The organism is Bacillus weihaiensis (genome assembly GCF_001889165.1).
Lineage (GTDB): Bacteria > Bacillota > Bacilli > Bacillales > Bacillaceae > Metabacillus > Metabacillus weihaiensis.
This window is the reverse complement of sequence record NZ_CP016020.1, coordinates 2,020,268-2,036,563: the sequence shown is the minus strand read 5'-3', so window position 1 is coordinate 2,036,563 and position 16,296 is coordinate 2,020,268. Positions and strand designations below refer to the sequence as shown.

Annotated in this window: 13 protein-coding genes and 1 pseudogene; 4 read left to right on the top strand and 10 right to left on the bottom strand. The window is 34.1% G+C overall.

The window, feature by feature from the left end:
- Positions 1 to 17 precede the first annotated feature (17 nt).
- Positions 18 to 1,484: a complex I subunit 5 family protein gene (locus tag A9C19_RS09845; protein WP_072579783.1), complete on the top strand. Its 1,467-nt coding sequence runs from the start codon at positions 18 to 20 to the stop codon at positions 1,482 to 1,484.
- Positions 1,485 to 1,486: 2 nt separating this feature from the next.
- A complete protein-coding gene (locus tag A9C19_RS09840; protein WP_072579782.1) occupies positions 1,487 to 3,043 on the top strand; it encodes a proton-conducting transporter transmembrane domain-containing protein in 1,557 nt (518 codons plus the stop codon).
- A 279-nt stretch (positions 3,044 to 3,322) separates the two neighbouring features.
- Here the strand turns inward: A9C19_RS09840 and A9C19_RS09835 are convergent, their stop codons facing one another.
- The 6 genes and pseudogenes from A9C19_RS09835 to A9C19_RS09810 form a co-directional block, all read right to left on the bottom strand.
- Entirely contained in the window at positions 3,323 to 4,099 is a 777-nt protein-coding gene (locus A9C19_RS09835; RefSeq protein ID WP_072579781.1) for a GNAT family N-acetyltransferase, read from the bottom strand.
- A gap of 294 nt (positions 4,100 to 4,393) precedes the next feature.
- A complete protein-coding gene (locus A9C19_RS09830; RefSeq protein ID WP_072579780.1) occupies positions 4,394 to 4,678 on the bottom strand; it encodes a hypothetical protein in 285 nt (94 codons plus the stop codon).
- 775 nt (positions 4,679 to 5,453) lie between these two features.
- Positions 5,454 to 7,733 carry a DUF4962 domain-containing protein gene (locus tag A9C19_RS09825; protein WP_072579779.1) on the bottom strand — a complete coding sequence of 760 codons (2,280 nt, stop codon included), beginning with the start codon at positions 7,731 to 7,733 and terminating at the stop codon, positions 5,454 to 5,456.
- A 22-nt stretch (positions 7,734 to 7,755) separates the two neighbouring features.
- Positions 7,756 to 7,896, bottom strand: a pseudogene (locus tag A9C19_RS22745) (SDR family oxidoreductase); the annotation flags it as partial.
- A gap of 153 nt (positions 7,897 to 8,049) precedes the next feature.
- Positions 8,050 to 8,562, bottom strand: a complete 513-nt coding sequence (locus A9C19_RS09815) for a hypothetical protein (protein ID WP_072579778.1) — start codon at positions 8,560 to 8,562, stop codon at positions 8,050 to 8,052.
- A 914-nt stretch (positions 8,563 to 9,476) separates the two neighbouring features.
- Entirely contained in the window at positions 9,477 to 9,821 is a 345-nt protein-coding gene (locus A9C19_RS09810) for a VOC family protein (RefSeq protein WP_072579777.1), read from the bottom strand.
- A gap of 304 nt (positions 9,822 to 10,125) precedes the next feature.
- Between A9C19_RS09810 and A9C19_RS09805 the strand changes: the two genes are divergently transcribed.
- Positions 10,126 to 11,631, top strand: coding sequence for a methyl-accepting chemotaxis protein (locus tag A9C19_RS09805; protein ID WP_072579776.1), 1,506 nt, complete (start codon positions 10,126 to 10,128; stop codon positions 11,629 to 11,631).
- A 354-nt stretch (positions 11,632 to 11,985) separates the two neighbouring features.
- On the opposite strand, the gene A9C19_RS09800 is transcribed toward A9C19_RS09805, so the two are convergent.
- From A9C19_RS09800 to A9C19_RS09785, 4 genes are read right to left on the bottom strand one after another with little or no spacing between them, the layout of a single operon-like run.
- Positions 11,986 to 12,861, bottom strand: a complete 876-nt coding sequence (locus tag A9C19_RS09800) for an ABC transporter ATP-binding protein (RefSeq protein ID WP_072579775.1) — start codon at positions 12,859 to 12,861, stop codon at positions 11,986 to 11,988.
- Between the two features lie 27 nt (positions 12,862 to 12,888).
- Complete coding sequence (locus A9C19_RS09795; protein WP_072579774.1) at positions 12,889 to 13,281, bottom strand: GntR family transcriptional regulator; 393 nt, start codon at positions 13,279 to 13,281, stop codon at positions 12,889 to 12,891.
- A 17-nt stretch (positions 13,282 to 13,298) separates the two neighbouring features.
- The gene (locus A9C19_RS09790; protein ID WP_072579773.1) at positions 13,299 to 14,039 is read right to left on the bottom strand and encodes a hypothetical protein; all 741 of its coding nucleotides are present in this window, start codon (positions 14,037 to 14,039) and stop codon (positions 13,299 to 13,301) included.
- Positions 14,040 to 14,072: 33 nt separating this feature from the next.
- Positions 14,073 to 14,573: a small multi-drug export protein gene (locus A9C19_RS09785; RefSeq protein WP_083584341.1), complete on the bottom strand. Its 501-nt coding sequence runs from the start codon at positions 14,571 to 14,573 to the stop codon at positions 14,073 to 14,075.
- A 406-nt stretch (positions 14,574 to 14,979) separates the two neighbouring features.
- On the opposite strand from A9C19_RS09785, the gene A9C19_RS09780 reads away from it, so the two are divergent.
- Positions 14,980 to 15,852, top strand: a complete 873-nt coding sequence (locus A9C19_RS09780) for a YitT family protein (protein ID WP_072579772.1) — start codon at positions 14,980 to 14,982, stop codon at positions 15,850 to 15,852.
- Positions 15,853 to 16,296 lie beyond the last annotated feature (444 nt).

The window sequence follows — 16,296 nt, the reverse complement described above, 5'->3', positions numbered from 1 at the left end:
TTTTTGGGAGGATCATAATGGAAGCGGCTGTTTGGGTAATCATTTTACCTTTATTAACCTCATTTATTCTTGGGATCTCTAAGTTATATTTCAAAAGAACTCTGACTCCTCTGGTCATTGGTAGTGCGATCATTTATTTATTTTTATTACTTATCGTTATTAATCATAGTGATCCCCCTAAGGTTTACAGTGTTGGTGGTTGGGGGCGTTTGGGAATTTATTTAATGGTAGATCCTTTTTCCGCCTTGTTTTTGTTCATCATCGCGCTTTTACTTTTACCTGTCCTTATTTTTTCCTTGAAGTATATCAAAATTCATAAACATATCTATTTTATTTTTATCTATTTATTAACAGCAGGTATCTCCGGGATGGTTCTTACTGCAGATTTATTCAACCTTTATGTATTTTTAGAAGTTAGTTCTCTTAGTTCTATCGCTTTGTCAGTTCTGAAAAATACGGATAAAGGAATAGAAGGTACGTTTAAGTATATCGTCACGTCTACAATAGGAAGTTTTTTTATTTTACTCGCTACGATCTTAACTTATGATGTGACTGGAACCTTAAATATGGCAGAAATTTCGTTGGAATTTACTGAAGTCCCTTTTAAGTTGAGAAGTGCACTGATGGCCTTTTTTGTTTTTGGTTATAGCATCAAGATAGGGTTAATCCCGCTACATGCCTGGCTACCAGATGCTTATGAAGATTCTCCTATCCCCTATAATGTTTTATCTTCGGGATTGGTGATGAAATCTGCTGTATATGCACTTATTAAAGTTTTATATATTATTTTTGGCCTTGATTTTTTGCATGAAAGTGGCATGTTACATATCGGTGTTCTCTGGGGCGTCATGACGTTTATTACGGCTCATTTATTAGCCTTTCAGCAATCAAATTTAATCCGGCTGCTTGCGTATTCAAGTATTGCCCAGATATCGTATATCACGATCGGATTATTTGTAGGAAGTGAAGGAGGGTTAATCGGTGGAACCTTCCATATTCTAAATCATGCCATTATGAAAGGAACATTATTTTTCGTTGTTGCCATTTTTCATTATAGTTTAAGCGCAGTTGATATAAAAGATATAAAAGGGCTAGGTTATAAATTCCCCCTCCTTTCATTTATCTTTGTGGTTGCTTCCCTTGCAATAGTAGGACTGCCTCCATTCAATGGATTTATTAGTAAATGGCTGATTGTTGAAGCAGCTTTAGAATCTGGTTTTGTTTATGCGGCGTTTTTTATTTTGGTGGGAACGTTTTTATCTTTAACGTATTATTTAAAAGTTATTATTACTTTATATACCAAAAACGAAAAAGAAATTTTGATAGATGAGCCTACTTTATCTTTAAGATTACCAACTATCTTCTTAGGTAGTTTATGTCTTTTATTTGGGATCGTCCCTTCGTTACCATTAAGTCTCATTCATAAAGTACCGAACTATTTGCTGAATCATGAGGATTACATAAGAATTTTACTAGGAGGATAACGATGATGACTCCAGGTGTTTTATATCTAACAGGTGCTTTGCTTTTACTTTTGCCTGTTAGTGATCGATTAAAGAATATTCTATCTTTTCTTATTACAGCAGGAACCCTTATTGTTACTTTTTATTTAGTACCTGGTACTAGCTTACAACTAGATTTTCTCACCTATAACCTAATTCCTTTCAAAGTGGATGAAATCAGTAAATTAACAGGACTCATTTTTGCTGTCGGCGGCCTAGCTTCTGTTCTTTATTCCATGACGATATGTTCTCGGACTAATTTAAGATTATTATTTGTGTTTATTGGTAGTGCCTTGACCGTAGTTTTTTCGGGTGATTTTTTTACTTTGTATGTGTTCTGGGAGTTAATGACGATCAGTTCATCTTTTCTTATAATATTGGCAAGTGATGTAACGAAAAAAATGGGGTATTATTATTTTCTCATGCACGTGGCAGGAAGTTTATGTTTATTATGGGGGATCTTTTTGCAGTATTCGGCTACAGGTAGTTTATTTTTGAATACGATTGAAGCTAGTATCCCTTTTTTTATCCTTGCCATAGCCGTTAAGCTGTCCTTTGTCGGTTTCCATACGTGGATGCCCCTCGTTTACAGCAAAGCTCCTTTTTATGTTGCAGTTGTTTTGTCCATATACACGACAAAAGTGGGTGTATATGTCATGGCCCGTCTGCTGCCTGGAATAACTATTTTGGCTTACGCCGGTCTTATTTCGGCTTTGTTTGGAATTGTAATGGCTTTAAGGCAAAATCAGGTTCGTAAATTATTGAGCTATTCGATCATCATTCAGGTTGGTTATATGATGATGGGGATTAGTATGGGTACGTCAGAGGGAATAGCAGGAGCGATCTTTCATCTTGTTAATCACATATTATATAAAACGGTCTTATTTATGGTAGCGGGAATTGTCATCTATACAACTGGGAAGGATCCTGTAGAAAATTTAGGGGTCTTGGGTAGAAAACTTCCCTTAACTTCCTTAGCCACATGGGTTGCTTTTCTAGGAATAGCTGGAGTTCCATTTTTTAATGGCTATATGAGTAAAACCATTATTAAAGAAGCGATCCAGGATCCCATACTAACCTGGGGATTGAACGTGATGAGTTTTGGGACTTCTCTATTATTTTTAAAATTTATCTATTATGCATTTTTTAAAAGGAGCAACGTTACATTACATAAAAAACCAGCTCTCAGTATGCAGCTAGGTTTAGGGTTTTTAACTGTTTTGATGATTTTGGTTGGTATTCATCCTTATTTGTTAGAAAACGTAACGAATATGAATGTCGATATTCATTATTTTGATACAAAACATATGGTAAGTGGAATGAAACCTTTTCTCTTGTCCATATTTATCTTTATTTTGTTTAAGAACTTTTTAGTGAAAGACTATGATCGAATTCTTTTTGTTGATGTTTATCGTAAAATGGCTAAAATAATTGTAGCTATAGGGTATCAGTTAAGTACCTTTCATGACGGAAAGTTAACTAAATATTTGTTATGGACGACTACGACTTTGATCATACTGTTGTCATTGTTACTGTTTTAATATGTTTTTACTGTTATCTAGTTAGTTTTAACAGTGTACTTTTATTAATTCCTAAAGCAAGCATTCTTAAAAAAACAGCTTTTATAATTTTTTGAGCATCCGTTATTTAGATAAATATAGCTTACGGGTTTAAATTTAAGCATCCTCCCCTAAAATCCAATGTCACTTATGATTAAATTTATCTAATAAAGAAAAAGTGCTTTTCATTTAATGAAAAACGCTTTTATCGTTGTAGATCTTCCTACGTATTACGTTAAGTAGAAAAAACAGGTATTTATTTTATACAAAAACTGAATATCTTTTAGGATGACCAAATCCCAACTTTCCTGCCAATTTTATCGAGGACTTATTTGATACATCACAGTCCCAGCTAGGAATGATATGGTTTTTAAGACTATGTTCTATAAAAGTTTTTGCAACAATAGATGCTAAACCTTTCCCTCTATAATCTTTATGAGTAGCAATATCAATTTCTGCATATTTTTGTGAAGAGAAAATTGACGTGCATTCACTGACTACTTTTCCGTTATGTAAAATACAGTAACCAAAACCCTTTTCAATAAAGTTTGATGATGATCCCCAATATTCTTTATAGTACTCGTCATTAAATTCTACACTATTCAATATGACCTCTTTGGTTATTTCACTTATAGAATATTCATTAGAAGGTAAATCTTTAATAGTAGCTTCCTGATTATGTTCATAGATAAAAGAAAACCTGCTCATGTGTTTTACTTCATTTTTTAAATTTAGTTTGATAACAGTATCCCAATTTTCTGTTGAAGAAAATAAAGTGAATCTTAAATTCTCCTTTTTCCTTTGTCTATATAAGTCAAAAAGAAAATCATTGAAATCATCATTGTTTGTTTCTCCTACAATGTAATAGATACCTGAGTTCGTTTCAATTAGCACTGTTTCAGGTACTTTGGAGTCGGCATAAACTGTTCCGTCTATGTAGCCTTCCAAGACCGAAAATGAAAAGGTTGGTGAAGCTATTTCATTAAACACTATACCATTTTTCACATTATCAAAATCAGATTGATTTAGAATGACCATATAAATTCACCTCTACACTACTGAAATGCTCCTTGCTTTTGGAAGATAGATTTTTAACGTTTTAAGGTACAAAGAGATCACCTTATAGTTCTTTATGTATGATGTATTTGTAAATAAACGTCAAATTTGTTTAACTGCCCATTTCAAAGCCACTCAGTTGTCACATAGGTTAGATGTATTAAACCATTCACAATAGCTAATATATGGAAATGATAGCGTTGCAAGTGTCATAACAAATCTAATAATGAGTCATTTTCACATCGGCTTTTTAGTTATAATTTGAGAAAGGGTAATTTATTTTTTATTTTTTAATTCAAAAAGTATAGGTGCTATATTTAGTAAGATAGAAACAATTGTCAAAAACCATAATGCCTTTTCCATAGTAGGTACAACATCCAATAAAGCTGACCAGTCTTCAACTTTTACCCAATTAGCTACAAGGCTATATTTTGCACAGTGTGTCAATGCTGTAAATGATAATCCCATTGCCATTGCAAGTTTATAATCTTTTCCTGTTTTATACATATAAAGATTTATAAAAGTTGCAACTATCGCAATAAGTCCTAATATTAACCACATAATGATGCCTCCATTTTATTTTTTCAAGATGATATTTTTCTGAAAAGTGTAGATCAAAAGATCCGGTTATCCTATTTTGAAATCTAGCCTTATAAAAAGAAAACCAGCTATCCATAGCAAGGACACTGCATCGTTTTTGGAAGAATCCAAAATAACTTGTAATAAGATCTGCCATTTAAACACCTTAACAGCAGAAATTTAAGTTATTCAAATGAGTTTCCGTTCTCGTCGTAGTAATTATTTATCCTTTGGTAACTCAATTTAATATCAAATTCTCCTACAAAAACAGGATCATTCATTAAATCTCATTTTAAATTTCACTTTCTCTGATTGTGACTACCAGAAATAACAAACTAAAAAGTCACTCTTTATCTTCTATTCTATTATGAAGAACAAAAGTGCAAGCGCCTCGGTCAGCCTAGGGAAAATAAGACGATTTAGACTAGAAGGCGTTCTTTGCCTTCCATTCTAAATGGCTTATGACCTCGAGACAGTTACTAACGCGACGTCCTGACGCTGTAACTGTACTTGCGCTGGATGCCAACGCGCTTATCCACAATGTATGCATTTTATCGTTTCCTAAGCAATTAAGAAATTAGAAGGTGAATCTTCTAGTCTCTCAGTTTCTTTCAATTTATAGTTCCTTAGTTATTTTTTATAAAGGGAATATAAGCAGGTCTACCATTATCTAATTCTATTATTTCAATTCTAATACTCCGTTATATATTTCTAGTTCTAAAAAACTATGCCAAGATCGTCCCCACCAACATGTGTTTTAGTATGCTTTGGACAGTGTAATTTGAAATGTTTTTCCGTCCTCTGTTAAATACAAATGTACACCATGATCTTGATCATCCATAAAGTAAGAAACATATTTCTGTTCTCCTTTACGGATAGGTGTTAACAGCGTAACGATACGATGACGGTCTGATTTTTTGGTTGTTGCTTTAAGATGCCATTCACTATTTAGTTCTTCTAATTCAGCAGGATCCACATCATTAAATTCATTCGATTGATCTAAGAACAAATCACCAGACGAGCTATAGATAAATCGTCCTTCAAGATCTGCCTTTTCACCATTGATTTTAAAAACTTGGTCATGAATGTCCATTTCATGTAACGAGTGTAGGAGCCAGTTAACACTGCCATCCTTACTTAAGTCAACCGAATCAACGATGACAAAATATGACTGATTCACGAAATATATTTCTCTCTCAAATTTTTGTAAATAAGGGACCGTTTCAAAATAAGCTTGTGTAGCATCTTCCCTTACATAGCTATAATCTTCCTTTGAAACGACTTCGAGTATTTCACCTTGTGCTTTCTTATTAAGAATTGTATTTGTACCAGCATATTGGCCAACATCGTCAATTAACAAGGTATTATGTGACTGTGTTGGTCTAAGCCAGTTTTTATGCATTGTACTGTTACAGCCTGCAAAATTTCCTGATTTAATGACTAATGGCTCACCATACGCATGGAGAAGAAAGCTATTCTGATCAGCATGGCTATGACTTAATGAACCATAAGGACTACTCTTTGTTAACAGCTTAATATGATCTTCTGGTTTATCCATTTGATGGTGAAAGGCAACCCAGCCAACATCCTTAAACCATTTAACAGGTTCAACATCCGTTGGGGCAACTGCTTTCACTTCTGGAAAATCATGCAAGTACTTCATGTCATCAAATGGGAAATCCCACCAACCATAATTGTAGAACTTTTGATCTGCATTCGTATCCCATGCTTTCACCTGTTCAAAGTACCATTGATATAAGCCGTTTCCTGTTACTCCTGCAAATTGACGAATATTAAAGGCTGTTTTTAATCCCGGACGTTCCCCAAGGTTGGACTGATCACCAAAGCTTGCTCGTCTTGTATCCTGACTATAGCAATATAACGGAAAGTCCCCTGTTTTTTGGAAGAATGGGCGTTGATAGAAGTCAATATCCATATATGCTTTGACTAAATTTAAACCTTCGATGAGATATGCCATTCCAGTTGTCCAGTACATACCACCTTCAGCCCAGCCACCATCTTTACCACCCCAAGGCGTATAAAGAGTAGCATAATATTCAAGTGTATAATCTAACCACTCTTGTGCTTCCTCAGCATCGTTTAGTAGTGCAATTGAGCATGGGATAAGCACAGAAGATAACGAACGAACAGCATGGCTATCATATGGGACCTGGTGAATTTTTGAACGATTTATCACATGGTCGGCAACCTGTTCCGTTCTTCTATATAAGGAATGTCGAACCAATCCTTTTTCTTCATCGGATAAATGATGATATAACCAGTCATACCCCCATGCTAATGCAGCAACAATTCGGAAGGCACACTCATCATTGTAATCCCTAGAAGTTGTTCCTTCAGTGTCCCAATTAGCAACATGAATCAGCCATTCTTTTGCTCGGCTAATGATTTTTTCATCTTCTAAAATAACACCTGCAACACTCAAATGACGTACAGCGTATAACGTTTCCTGACAGTCCATGTACATCTGTCTCCATAGCTTTATGACTCGCTGATTATCAGGGTACGGACTTGGCTCTGGCATTAATTCTCTCTCAAGCCAAGGCTGTACAGATTTTTCATAGAAGATATGCCAATTACAATGTGTTTCATCTTGTTTGATGTCTTTTTTGAATGTCTCAAGCTGCTCTGGTCCTAACCATAACCTTGGATGAGCTAAACTTACGGATTGATAGCGCTCTTCTCGATTTGGTAAGGATGTATTCGGTAAATTTTCTGGAACGTAAAACGTTCTAACATCACTCCAGCTCTCCGAATCTACCAGTGAATAACGCCAAAAGTACGTACCTGCTTCTAAAGCCTTATTCGGTGTATAAAAATTATATGGAATCGGTTGAAACGTGTCTGTCTGATCAGCTGAAAAATCCTCAGTTTTCGAAATTTGCAAACGATATTGATCGTTTTCTAACTGAACTGGCATCCACGTAAAACGAGGTGGATTTTCAATTAGTTCTGTTTGTTCATCTGGTGCATATTTAACATCGAGAATCCCACTAACAGGTTGGTAGATTGTTTGCATATTACATTCCTCCCTAATTTTTCTAACTTTTTAATTTCATGAAAAGACCGGCGTTGATTTTAATCGTCTCCCCAATAATATAAGAAGCTAAAGGAGATGTAAGGAATAATGCTGCTCCTCTAATATTTGTAGGAATACCACCTCTTCCAAGTGGAACCTTCGTAGCGGTTGCCTTTCTGCCTTAACCTAAGATCTGACCAATTTTCACTTGCATGATTTGCACGTACCTCATCCTATTCATTTTGTCGACCATCCCATTGTACATCACTTCCCAGCTCTAATAGCCTTTGAACGATAAATTCTTCTTTGACATATCTCATTTTACACTTATTTCTTCTAATAATCCCATTTCGTTAACTACTGCAAGATCATCATTAAAATTTTGCAAACTAGCTTTATCCTCATGATTTTCATGATAACCTCGACATAAATTTAATATGCTATTTATTTTTTTTCCTGAACCAGCAATAAAATATGCTGAAAGTAATTGGCTATTATCACTTGCAAGAACTACAATTGTCGCAGTCTCTAGTACGTATTCAATATCTTCATCTGTAATCGTCCGATTTTTCTGTTTAGTGCTAGTAAATTCATAGCTTTTAATCGAGCGGATTCTTCCCTCAAGCAATTCGAGTATTGCCTTTTTGTAGATGACATAAACTCCCTTAATCAGCTGCATTTCGGGAGCATATGGATCGTCTAAAATAAATTTTATACGTTGATCTTCTTTAGAGATTTCTATTCCTTCTAAATAGTGTTTTACTATATAATCAACATCTTTAATTTTTTTAGGAGGAAATGATTTCTCAAAATCATGATTAATGTCCATAATATACACCCTTTATAAATTTCCGTGAATATTAATTATTGATCTCTAACTTACATAATAAAAACATGATTACATTAACTGCTAACAAGGTTACGACTAATCCAAGTATAATTTTCTTAATAGTGAATTTTATAGCCCCTTTTCTCGCCATTAAATAGTAATAAAAACGTTATTAGTGTAACTAAAAGAATGCTACTATTTATTTAAATCACCTCTTTTCATTAATTAATATGCGATCTTCTCAACTACTATAAAGAGTTTTTACATTTATTACTATCTTTATTATATCTGATATCTTGACTTGAAAAAGAACCTATTCTACTAAATAAAGTAATCTGTATAATAATTTGAATATACTTTCATTAACTATCAGTTTGTAATTAAACCCTAAAGGTGTTCCTTAGTCTAATTTACTTTCAAATGAAATCCTCCCACCATGTTCATGAATTATTTTATATGTAGTTAACAGTCCAAAACCTGTACCTTTCTCTTTCTTTGAATAAAAAGGCAATTCCATATTATGGGCTATGTGCCATTAAAGCGGATAATTGTTCAACTATATATTTATACGGTACATGTCCCCTTCATGTATGAGTAAAATGTTTGTGGGAGATTATTTTCCATCTTATAAGGAATGGGTGTCGACCATCCCTTATAAGATGGCCACCAAGCGAAGCGCACTAGAATTTAACAGAAATAAATACAACAAAAAGGGCCTCTCTTCTTGTATCGTAAAGTCGACAAAAACCACACATACAAGGAAGAGAAGTCCATGAAAAAAGATACGATACAACCTAATGTAAAAGAGCTGGAAGTAGAGTGGTTTGCCACCCTACAAAAGACATTTTGAGATGTCCTTACTAAGACATTAGAGGAGATTGATTTTAAAGAAAAGTAGCCTTGCGTGCTATTGATCACTCATAGTAACAGACTTGTAGCTTGTTATTATCCAAATCGTAAAATTCAAAGTAGATATTTTTGCCATCATTTTGTAATTCACTAACCTTTATTCCTTTTTCAGATATAGTTTGGTATGCGTCTCTAATATTGGTAGTGAAGAATATAGGATAACTATGATTAGTATGTCGACTAGTATCCCCCTCTTCAATTGTTAAGGGAACACTACCTTTTCCAACATGTAAAATTTGATACCCTTCCCCGCTAAATGAGACCGTAAATCCTAACACATTATGATACCAATCGCTAGACAACTTTAGGTTACTAACAGTTATACAAATAGTGTCAATTCGTTCAAACATAATGGACCTCCAACCTCATAAAAAATGATAAGCATTCAGTAACAATAGTTTCAAAAAAAAGTAAATGAATCAAGAGTTTTGTAGTTCCTATGATGATTTTCTATAAATTAAACCATGTACTTTGCTTGAATTATATCTGACATTTACAAATTTTTAAAATAATGGGTGTACCTAGTTATTTTGTGTCATTTTTTCATAGTTTTCTATCTTTTTTTATCGGCTTATACTTCTTATTCTATTAAACAGCCTAGTAATTTGGTATGATAGCAAAAGTAATTGACACTTTAGGAGGATATTCACCAAGATGCAACTATCAAGTAATCAAACATCAGAAGGTCAAGACCTGGCTTCAGCGTATGAAAGATTAAGTTCTAAACTTCTTACAATTGCTATTCCAGGATTATTAACTTCATGTATTCCAATTATTTTCGTTTTAAGTATGTTTAAATTTGTTCCATTTAAGACGTTTCTATTAGTTTGTTTAGTTGTCCCTTTATTAATTGGAGGCCTTTATTTAACATATAGAACGTTTCATTCAGTATCAAAAGGTAAATATTTGTTATCTGCTTTATCATTTTTTATTATTTTTGTTTTTATGTGGTTTATTCCTTCCTATGAGATTTGGGCAGCCATTCCACTTTATCTATTACTCTCATTAATTTATCTACATTCTAAAGTAATGATTTTTGCGACAATCTATTCCTATATTGTTTATACAGCTCATCTACTTCTTAATCCTTTTTTTGAGAAGAATTTAGTTATCGATCATATTGTAATTTATATTGTATTAACAATGTTGGGTGTTTCCTGTTATTGTATTACCATAATGGGGAAACGAATGCTTGCAGATGTTAAACAAAATCAAAACAAAGTAACAGATTTACTGAAAGAAATCACGAACTCTGTTCATCACATTGAGGGATTCGGAAAAAAATTAACAAAACATGTTGCTGAAGCCGATACAATCTCGAAAGAAATTTCCCTTGGATTCAATGAAATTTCAACAGGTACGGAGTCACAAGCTTCAGGGATTTTGGACATAAATGAAAGAGTGACAGATACAAATGAATTTATTGTCTCTGTTTCTGAAAATTCAAATGACTTAAAAGACATCTCTATTTCAACCACTTCTGTTTCAGAAAAAGCAAATGAAACAATGAAGGAATTAGTATCAAATCTTGAACTAGTATCAAAAGCGCAAGATCAAACGGATGAATTAATGAATTCATTAAAAGAAAAAAACGACAGAATTAGTGGGATTTTAGTGGCTATTGAAGAGATTGCAAAGCAAACCAACCTCTTATCGCTTAATGCTGCAATTGAAGCAGCAAGAGCTGGAGAACAAGGAAAAAGCTTTGCGGTTGTAGCCGGAGAAGTTAGGCAATTAGCTGGTCATGCAAGTAATTCAGCAACAGAGATTTCTATCATTCTTCATGATATCCAGGACCAAACACATGCAGTATCTTCTCAAATTAGCAATGGGAAGCTAGCCATTGAAAACAGTCAAAAATCAGCTGAAAATTCTACTATGTATTTTCAGTCAATCAATGAAAACATGATATCGGTACTTAACAAAGCGACAAACATACAGTCCATGTTAAAGGACTTAGAAACAAATTCGCAATCGATTGGAACAGAAATTGAAAACATTTCAAGTGTAACCGAACAATCATCTGCTTCCATCGAAGAGATGACTGCATCACTTGAAATGCAATCAGAACGAATTAGTGCCATTAGCTATAGCTTTGCTGATTTAGAAAAAATGATTAAGAATTTAAATGAATTGACAAATAAGCATATAACAACGTAAAAGAATCTTTCCTCATTACTATAGTAAAACAAATGGTCAGCTATCTTACATTTAGATAGCTGGCTTTTTTCAATAAAGTGAAAGTATGTGTTCCAGAAGAGGCTTCGTAGCTTAAATTATTATCTACATTTTTGAAAAGCGGATTTTCATATCAAGAATATCAAATTTCCTTTGGTTACAAGATGTATGAAATCATTTTCTCCACGGTCAGTTCGCACCTTATCCATCAACTCTGCTTTATTTAATGAAAAGTAGAATGGGTTTATGCTTAATCCTCACTCTCCAGTTAATTATTTTGTTATGCACTACAGAAGCTGACGAATGGAAACAACCCAACTAAAAACAGGGAACCACTCACATAGGTACTCTTCTACCGTCCAATATATATTCAACGATTTCTTCAAGCTTCAATCGCTCGCTTTGTTGAATGGAAATCCCTTTATTTAATAAGTCTTTTTCTAAAGCTTGCAAATTATTGGTGACAAGTTCAATAGAATGGCTATTCATTTTTTTTATGCTTACTATATTTACATGATCCACATCAAATCCATCACTGTTAGAAATCCATATTCTCGCAAAGCTTTCGTTTAGTTCATCTTTTTCGAACGAATGAAGAAGTTTCCCTTTGTCTAATAGGATGAGAAAATCACAGATTTGTCTTACATCGTCCATGTTATGTGTCGCAAGTAGGATGCTTTTTTCACCATCAGCCATATAGGCAATTAGATCTTCTTTCATTTTTCTTTTTGAGATAATATCAAGGTTTTCAGTGGGTTCATCTAATAAAAGGATATCAGGATCATGACAGATGGATAAGATAAATTCAACTTTCTTTTTTGTCCCCTTTGAGCAATTACCGAATTTTTCGTTTTCGTTAATTTGGTATCTGGACAAGTAATGATTATAGAGTTCATGGTTCCAGTTTGGGTACCATCGAGATACGAGCTTCACAAGTTGTTTTACTTTTAATGAAGAAAATGGTTCATATAAATCTCCTAAAAAGCCCATTTTTTGTTTTATAATCGTTTCATTTTCTCTCATATCCTGACCAAAAAGATGAACAGAGCCTGTTTCTGTTTGTATAATACTCATAATTAATTTAAAGAGTGTACTTTTACCTGATCCGTTTCCACCTAACAAGGCCACTGCTGTTCCTTTTTCTAATGTAAACGAAACCGGTCCTAAATGAAAGTTCTTAAACTTCTTTTCTACTCCCTTTACTTCTATCACGGAAGGTCCCACCTTTCGTTCACCACCCTACTCTTCTTGATCTTGTTTAGTTAAAGCTTCTTCAAAAATAATTCGAATCTCGTCCTTTGTTGAGCCTAATTGAATACCTTGCTCAATCGCTTTACGAAGGGCATCGTATACAACCTTTACCTTTGTTTCTTTTATATGAAGATTCTCAATTTCTTTTACAAATGTTCCTTTTCCTTGAATGGTTTTAATATAACCGCTTGCTTCAAGGTTCTGATAGGCTCTTCTCGTTGTGATGACACTACATGCAAGGTCGCTTGCTAATACTCTAATTGATGGGAGTGGAGTATCGGGAGGTAGTTGGCCACCGACTATCAATGTTTTTAGCTGCGTTTCAATTTGATGATAAATGGGCTCTCTACTATTTTCTGAAACACGAATAGGTAGCTTCAATCCACACCTCTCCCTCTCTACATAAAATCCTTCTTAGATAAACGCTTTGTTAATAAAGTATGCCAAAATTTACACCCTACCATCCCTATGAATAAGGAAAGTATGGCAATCGGCCACCCTATATTCTTTGATAGGAGGATCGTTTGTTCAACTATTCCTTTTTCGACAAATGTATAATAAAGAAAAAAAACAAGCAATAAAAAGGCTAACAGCAAATATGGAAATAAATGAAGAAATTTTCCGTTCGTTCCGTATTCTATAAACGTGTTTAATCCACCTAAAGCTAACGCATAGCCAATCCAAATACAAATAAAAATAAGGTATTCACTTATAGAATAATAGGTAAATATGGTATCAGATAAACTGAAAGTAAGAATGCTATAAAACGCTATGCTTAGTAGAACCAATGTAAAAATCATAACGATCGTTCGACTTAACGCTAACGTGTTTATTGAAATTGGTAACGAACGATAAATAGCCATACGTTTACTATACGGATCTTCTTTTATAGTGCTGAAGCTTATGTAAGGCTTAGACATAAAAATAGCAGCAAGTGACGGCGTAATAATCATAAACAAAAGATCGATAATGATATATCGGTCGGTGATTGTTTCTTTGCTTATCACATTTACTAAGGATTGATCTAGATGAAAAGAAGTCAAACCTGCGTAAAAAAAGGTCACGATGATTGAAATAAGTAAAGTAACTCTATGAAATTGTATTTCCTTATACGCTAGCCAAATGGCATCTCTTACCACATACACCTCTCCTTCCCTGAATAAAGGAAGACATCAATTCTTTGAAATGATGTCTTTAAAGAAATTTTGGTTTTCATAATTTAAGAAATCAATACCAGCATGAGTTAATAGTGCAAATATGAGTCCCCACAAAATGATACTCGTTAGCATCCAAATGGTCGTTTTTTTCTTCGTTCCGCCTAATGAAAGACACATAAACGCAGTCAGGTGGCTTCCTACAAATAAAGGCCCAATCAATGATAAACCAGGTAATCCATATTTGTTCCATAAATTTTTCGCACGCATAGCTCGTTTTGTTGGTTCTTTATCGGCTGCTTCCCCTTTCTTTCTCCGTCTCCATTCTTTAATTTTGTTAATAAAAAGAATTAGCAGTAAAACAGTTGCAATGTTCCCGAGTAATGAAATGATAATCACTGGTATTTCTGGTAAGCCCGCAAGCATTCCTAATGCAATGACACCAAAAGCCTCAAAAAAAGGAATAGCAGCCATAACAAACACGACAATATATGCCCATAGTAAATCCATCAATTCCATTATTAAATCCCCCATAGTGTTAATGTGTTTATATCTATATATACACTTTAACACCTAATCTTCCAAAATAAAAGGAAATATTGTAAAAGATTAGTCGTTTTTTCATTTAACCTATCTTTTATCTTCTTATGCGTATAGGAATCATGCAGGTAATTGTAGATTTGGACGACGTTACTTGGAGGGTTGATCCTCAAAAAAAGCTGTTGAATCTTATTCGGTATTCTAAAAGGATTCTTTCAGAAGCTATTCTTAATAAGAAAGCTACGCAATGACATAGTAACAATGGTTTTAGTAAACATCCGGATGTTTTGAGAAAGCCATTGTTTATCCGGTAATAGTAGAATCTTTCACTTATGATTTTTTTGTGGTACTCTTTATAAGGAATTGAAATGAAGCGAGGAATTTTATGAGTATGAAGAAAACACATAAACCACAAAAGATTAGAAAAACGTTACAAGGATTAATGGTTATGATCGGTGGTATTATTGCTGCATATGGACTGGAAACTGTGCTAATTCCAAATAATGTTTCTGATGGAGGCGTAACTGGTTTAAGTATCGTAGGTTCACAGCTTTTTAACGTACCACTGGGAATCTTAATCACCGTTTTAAACATCCCTTTCCTCTGGTTAGGTTATAAACAAATTGGAAGAACCTTTACGATTTTATCTATTTTAGGAATCATTTCATTAGCTGCTGGGACTAGCTTTATGCATCATATCCCCGCAATTATTGAAGGCGATACATTGTTAGTTACCGTTGTTGGTGGAATCATTCTTGGTCTTGGTATGGGACTAGCATTACGGAATGGTGGCGCATTAGATGGCATTGATATGCTGGCGGTCCTACTTTCTAGGAAATTACCATTTGGGACTAGTGATCTTATTCTTTTCTTAAACATCTTTGTCTTTATTTTCGTCTCGACTGTGTTCGGGCTACAAGGAGCTATTCTATCTGCCATTGCTTATTTTATCGCATCAAAAGTAATACATATAGTTGAAGTAGGTTTAAGTGGCTCAAAAACATTTCAAATTATTACGACAGAGCCTGACTTGCTGGTCAAAACGATTCGTGATCGTTTAGGTCGAAGTGCAACCTATAAGGAAGCTTATGGGGGCTATTCTCACGAGAAATTTAAAGAAATTACCTGTGTCATTAATCGTTTAGAGGAAACAAAATTAAAGGAAATTATTAATGAAATCGATGAAGGTGCCTTTGTGACTGTATATGATGTTGCAGAAGTTAAAGGTGGGAATTTTAGCAAACGCGATATTCATTAATTGTCTACTATTCCTCATTGAATTGTATTGAAAACAAGATATTTAACTAAAGGGAACTCCAGTCATGCATGTATAAATTAAGAAATCCTTCCGCACCACACCAATTAAGTCACAGCTTTATTGAAGAACGGTGCCCTACTTTTAGTCATTCAAAGTTTAATAGGGCATGAGAGTGAACTAACACGTATTTATGCTCAAGTAAGTGGGAGGCATAGAAAAGAATGTTTTCAGAAATACTTCTGATAACTGCTGGAGACTGGGACAAAACAAAGAGCCAGGCACCCTCCGATACAAACTATTGTGTGCACTAGATAAATCAGTTCGTACATATAGCCGTTACGATAAGGTGCCAGGCACTTCTGTCCCAGCCTCTTTTTTCATTTACGCCCCCTTTACTATAAGTAAAATTCTTCATAAGCTCGGTTAATTTTTATAGAAATAGTA

Bases quoted from the DNA above. Each gene is read 5' to 3' on its own strand.
- A9C19_RS09780 (WP_072579772.1), top strand. From the start codon at position 14,980: ATGAGTATGAAGAAAACACATAAACCACAAAAGATTAGAAAAACGTTA.
- A9C19_RS09840 (WP_072579782.1), top strand. From the start codon at position 1,487: ATGATGACTCCAGGTGTTTTATATCTAACAGGTGCTTTGCTTTTACTT.
- A9C19_RS09815 (WP_072579778.1), bottom strand. From the start codon at position 8,562: ATGGACATTAATCATGATTTTGAGAAATCATTTCCTCCTAAAAAAATT.
- A9C19_RS09825 (WP_072579779.1), bottom strand. From the start codon at position 7,733: ATGCAAACAATCTACCAACCTGTTAGTGGGATTCTCGATGTTAAATAT.
- A9C19_RS09785 (WP_083584341.1), bottom strand. From the start codon at position 14,573: ATGGAATTGATGGATTTACTATGGGCATATATTGTCGTGTTTGTTATG.
- A9C19_RS09830 (WP_072579780.1), bottom strand. From the start codon at position 4,678: ATGTGGTTAATATTAGGACTTATTGCGATAGTTGCAACTTTTATAAAT.
- A9C19_RS09835 (WP_072579781.1), bottom strand. From the start codon at position 4,099: ATGGTCATTCTAAATCAATCTGATTTTGATAATGTGAAAAATGGTATA.
- A9C19_RS09810 (WP_072579777.1), bottom strand. From the start codon at position 9,821: ATGTTTGAACGAATTGACACTATTTGTATAACTGTTAGTAACCTAAAG.
- A9C19_RS09805 (WP_072579776.1), top strand. From the start codon at position 10,126: ATGCAACTATCAAGTAATCAAACATCAGAAGGTCAAGACCTGGCTTCA.
- A9C19_RS09845 (WP_072579783.1), top strand. From the start codon at position 18: ATGGAAGCGGCTGTTTGGGTAATCATTTTACCTTTATTAACCTCATTT.